General features: G+C 59.7%; 3 protein-coding genes and 1 tRNA gene. All 4 read left to right on the forward strand.

What is annotated here, in order from left to right:
• Positions 1-945 (forward strand): tocopherol cyclase family protein (locus tag NW820_RS03330; protein WP_414406670.1); only part of this gene is annotated, 945 nt, incomplete at its 5' end.
• Between the two features lie 175 nt (positions 946-1,120).
• Positions 1,121-1,194: transfer RNA gene (locus NW820_RS03335), tRNA-Arg, on the forward strand.
• Between the two features lie 118 nt (positions 1,195-1,312).
• Positions 1,313-3,787: an ATP-dependent Clp protease ATP-binding subunit gene (locus NW820_RS03340; protein ID WP_011432255.1), complete on the forward strand. Its 2,475-nt coding sequence runs from the start codon at positions 1,313-1,315 to the stop codon at positions 3,785-3,787.
• 127 nt (positions 3,788-3,914) lie between these two features.
• The gene (locus tag NW820_RS03345; protein ID WP_011432256.1) at positions 3,915-4,550 is read left to right on the forward strand and encodes an ATP-dependent Clp protease proteolytic subunit; all 636 of its coding nucleotides are present in this window, start codon (positions 3,915-3,917) and stop codon (positions 4,548-4,550) included.
• Positions 4,551-4,566: the final 16 nt, after the last annotated feature.

The following is a 4,566-nucleotide window of genomic DNA, read 5'->3' on the forward strand; positions in this document are numbered from 1 at the left end:
AGCTTTGCCTTCATGTACGCCATCGATCCCAAGCGCGGGGGCATGGCGCAGGTGTTGGGGCCGGAGGAGGAGTTGCATTGGCGCACCTTCCCCAATCCCCGCCGCTTTTGGGCCAGCTCAACCCATCTGGCCTTGGGGCACTCAGGGATCCCAGGCCCCGGCTGTCGCGGCCTTCAGGATCCCTTCACCTTCTTCCAGCGCACCGCCAGCGGCTACCAATACACCGCCCACCTCAACCAGGGGATTTTGCCGGATCCCTTGGGCTCTGAGCCCATTCGCTGGCTCTACCGCATTCAGCCTCGTTTTGCCTATGGGATCCCACCCCGAGCCACCATGGGAGCCTGGTCTTATCTGCCCATCTTTGAGCCGGGCTGGCAGATCCTCATGAGCCATGGCTTGGCCACCGGCTGGGTGGAGTGGAGAGGCAGGCGCTATGCATTTCAGCAGGCTCCCGCCTACGCCGAAAAAAATTGGGGCCAAAGCTTTCCTCGCCGCTGGTTTTGGATCCAGTGCAACGCCTTTCCCCAGCATCCCGGCCTTAGCCTCACCTGTGCCGGAGCTGAGCGGCAGGTGCTCACCCGCCCCGAAGAAGTGGCCCTGATCAGCTTGCATGGGTGGGGATCCCAGCCCTTTTTGGAATGGCGGCCTGGGCAAGCTCATCTGACTTGGCAAGTGGATCCCTGGGGATCTTGGCGAATCCGGGGAGAGAGCGCCCTCTGGTGTATTCAGCTGGAAGGGCACACGGGACGGCCTGGCCAAACTGTATTCACTCCTGGCCCAGAAGGGATGCAGCGCAACTGTCGGGATACCCTGGCAGGACATCTGCACCTGCAGCTTTGGCAGCGCAACGGCCAAGTCTGGACGCCGGTGATCAAGGCCACCAGCCCCCAAGCCGGCCTCGAAGTGGGGGGAGAAGTCCGGCAACCTTGGCAAGGGCAATGTTAACGCTGGCGGATATCTACACCCCCGTTGGACTTTCCAAAAAACGCTCTTGTGCTAGAATGCCTAAGCCACATTGATAGATGTCCATCTCTGTCTCTGGATAGTACTGGATAGTATCTGAGTAACTATGGACAGATAGTATGGACAGACAGTCAACCGTGGTTGGCCCGCCCCTTTTGCGCCTGTAGCTCAGTGGACTAGAGCACGTGGCTACGGACCACGGTGTCGGGAGTTCAAATCTCTCCAGGCGCGTTTTGGCCCCAGACAGCTTCCGTCTGGGGTATTTACCGTCCCTTGGTTTCGCCAGAACTTGTGCTAGGATTACCCCTATCAAGTCCGCCTTGATGCAGGCGTAGGGAGCCCGAGGATCATGTTTGAACGCTTTACAGAAAAAGCCATCAAGGTGATCATGCTGGCCCAAGAAGAAGCCAGACGGTTAGGTCACAATTTCGTTGGCACCGAGCAAATTTTGTTGGGGTTAATCGGCGAGGGCACTGGGGTCGCCGCCAAAGTTCTCAAGTCCATGGGAGTGAACTTGAAGGACGCCCGCATTGAAGTCGAGAAAATTATCGGTCGGGGATCCGGTTTTGTGGCCGTCGAGATCCCTTTCACTCCCCGCGCCAAGCGAGTGCTGGAACTCTCCCTAGAAGAGGCCCGCCAGCTCGGCCACAACTACATCGGCACTGAGCACCTGCTCCTGGGCCTGATCCGAGAAGGGGAAGGGGTGGCAGCCCGCGTTTTGGAAAACCTGGGGGTGGATCTCTCCAAGGTGCGCACCCAGGTGATCCGCATGTTGGGCGAGACCGCCGAAGTGACGGCGGGGGGGGGATCCTCCAGTCGCACCAAAACGCCCACCCTGGACGAATTCGGCTCCAACCTCACCCAACTGGCCCAGGAGGGCAAGCTGGATCCGGTGGTCGGTCGGACGCGGGAGATCGAGCGGGTGATCCAGATCCTGGGCCGCCGCACCAAGAACAACCCCGTCCTCATTGGCGAGCCAGGGGTGGGCAAAACTGCCATTGCCGAAGGCTTGGCCCAGCGCATTGTGCAGGGGGATGTGCCGGATATTTTGGCCGACAAGCGGGTGATCAGCCTGGATATTGGTTTGCTGGTGGCCGGCACCAAGTACCGCGGCGAGTTTGAAGAGCGCCTCAAGAAAATCATGGATGAGATCCGCAATGCCGGCAACATCATCCTGGTCATCGACGAGGTACATACCCTGATCGGGGCCGGGGCTGCGGAAGGGGCGATTGATGCCGCCAACATCCTCAAGCCTGCTTTGGCCCGCGGCGAGCTGCAGTGCATCGGCGCCACCACCCTGGATGAGTACCGCAAGCACATCGAGCGGGATGCTGCTCTGGAGCGCCGCTTCCAGCCCATCATGGTGGGCGAGCCGACGGTCTCCGAGACCATCGAGATCCTGTTTGGCTTGCGGGAGCGCTACGAGCAGCACCACAAGCTGAAGATCTCCGATGCCGCCTTGGATGCGGCAGCCAAGCTGGCCGACCAGTACATCTCCGACCGGTTCTTGCCAGATAAGGCCATCGATTTGATCGACGAGGCTGCTTCGCGGGTGCGCCTGATCAACTCTCAACTGCCCCCGGCGGCGCGGGAGCTGGATCAAGAGTTGCGGCGAGTGCTCAAGGAGAAAGACGCTGCGGTGCGGGCCCAGAACTTCGACAAGGCTGGTGAGCTGCGGGATCGGGAGATGGAGATCAAGCAGCAGATCCGCGCCATTGCCGCTGCCAAAAAAGCCGAGGAGAGCAGCCGCAGCGAAATGCCCGAGGTAACCGAAGAGGACGTGGCCCAAGTGGTCAGCGCCTGGACGGGGGTGCCGGTGGCCAAGCTGACCGAGAGCGAGTCAGTGAAGCTGCTGAACATGGAAGAAACCCTGCACCAGCGCATCATCGGCCAAGACGAAGCGGTGCGGGCCATCTCCCGGGCCATCCGCCGCGCTCGGGTGGGGCTGAAAAATCCCAACCGCCCCATCGCCAGCTTCATCTTCTCCGGCCCAACAGGGGTGGGCAAAACCGAGCTGACCAAGGCTTTGGCAGCCTACTTCTTCGGCTCCGAGTCGGCCATGATCCGCCTCGACATGTCGGAATACATGGAGCGGCACACGGTCAGCAAGCTGATCGGATCCCCGCCGGGCTATGTGGGCTACAACGAGGGGGGTCAGCTCACAGAAGCGGTGCGGCGCCGCCCCTACACGGTGGTGCTTTTCGATGAGATCGAGAAGGCGCACCCGGATGTGTTTAACCTATTGCTGCAAATCCTGGAGGATGGCCGCCTGACCGATGCCAAAGGCCGCACGGTGGACTTCAAGAACACCCTGATCGTGATGACCTCTAACATCGGCTCGAAGGTCATCGAGAAGGGCGGCGGCAGCCTCGGCTTCGAGTTCAACACCAACGACGAGGATGCCAACTACAACCGCATCCGCAACCTGGTGAATGAGGAGCTGAAGCAGTACTTCCGTCCGGAGTTCCTCAACCGCGTGGACGAGATCATCGTCTTCCGGCAACTGACCAAGGATGAGGTGAAGCAGATTGCCGACATCCTGCTCAAGGAAGTGTTTGACCGCATGACGGAGAAGAAAATCCGCCTTACGGTCAGCGACCGCTTCAAAGACTTGGTGGTGGAGGAGGGGTATAACCCCAGCTATGGGGCACGCCCGCTGCGCCGCGCCATCCAACGCTTGCTGGAAGACATCCTGGCGGAAGAGATCCTGACTGGGCATGTCCGGGAGGGATCGGAGGTGCTCATCGATGTGGATGAGGAGCGCAAGCCCAAGGTGTTGGTCACGGAGCCGGAGCGGGTTCTCTTGCCTCAAGGGGCGGAGTAAAGCTGGCTTTGAGAGGTCCTCAGACTGCAAGGGATCCGTTGGGATGCTGCGGATCCCTTGTGGTCCTCAAGTGTTGTTTTTCTGGTGTTTTTCAGTTGAACAGACCCAGGCGTAGGAGATCTCTGGCATGGTGCAATCGACCTACTACTACTATGGCGGCGCTCCGGTTCGTACCCCACCCCCAGATTTGGCTTCGCTGCTGCTGCAGGAGCGCATTGTCTACCTGGGCTTGCCCCTTGCAGAGGAGTCGAATGCCAACGTCACCAAGCTAATCATCGAGCAACTGCTGTATCTGCAGTACGAGGATCGGGAAAAGCCGATCAAGATGTACATCAACTCGACGGGCACCTATAACTACGACACAGCGGCCTTTGCCATTCTGGACACCATGAACTACATCAAGCCGCCTGTGCATACTATCTGCATCGGCAATGCCATTGGGATGGCGGCCATGTTATTGGCAGCAGGAGCCAAAGGATTTCGGGCCAGTCTGCCCAATGCCACGATCGTGCTCCACCAGCCCTATGGGGGCACCCGTGGACAGGCCAGCGACATTGAAATTCGCACCCGCGAGATTCTGACTTTGCGCAACATGATGCTGGAGCAACTGTCCCGCAGCACGGGCCAGCCTATGGAGCGCATCAAGAAGGACACGGAGCGGCTATTTTTCATGACACCAGAGGAAGCCAAAGCCTACGGCCTCATCGATCAGGTGCTGACCAGTTCCAAAGGCGTGCCGAAGTTGGCAGCAGCCAAAAACTAAAGCAGAGGGATCCGTC

Source organism: Synechococcus sp. R55.7 (genome assembly GCF_047461955.1).
GTDB lineage: Bacteria > Cyanobacteriota > Cyanobacteriia > Thermostichales > Thermostichaceae > Thermostichus.